Below are 372 nucleotides of genomic sequence, written 5' to 3'. Positions count from 1 at the left end.
CTGATAAGGTATTAGCTGATGTGTAGCTCGCTGAGCCATTGAAGCTATAAGTATATGGCGCTGTACCTGTACCCACAGTAGCCGTTACAGTTACAACTGCGGCCTGTGGTACATTGCCCGAATTACAACCAAATGGCGTAACTCCTACTGTAGCTGCCAACTGTAATGGCTGGTTAATCGTTACCGAAATAACAGCTGAATCACAGCCTTTGGCATCCTTAACCACTACTGAATAAGTGCCTGCTGGCAATCCTGTATAAGTTCCTGTAACATCTCCGCTTGTATTGGCACCTGCACCTGTAAGGGTATAGCTATATGGAGCAAGTCCATCAGCAGGTGTCAAGGTAATGGTTCCATTACTGCCTCCAAAAC

Annotated in this window: 1 pseudogene; it reads right to left on the bottom strand. The window is 46.2% G+C overall.

Features of this window, described 5'->3' with window-relative positions:
• Positions 1 to 372, bottom strand: a pseudogene (locus DMB65_RS21905) (hypothetical protein); the annotation flags it as partial.

The organism is Flavobacterium cheongpyeongense (assembly GCF_003202435.1).
In the GTDB taxonomy this organism is placed as follows: Bacteria; Bacteroidota; Bacteroidia; order Flavobacteriales; family Flavobacteriaceae; genus Flavobacterium; species Flavobacterium cheongpyeongense.
Note: the sequence above shows the minus strand (reverse complement) of the source record. Positions and strands in the feature narration are given on the sequence as shown.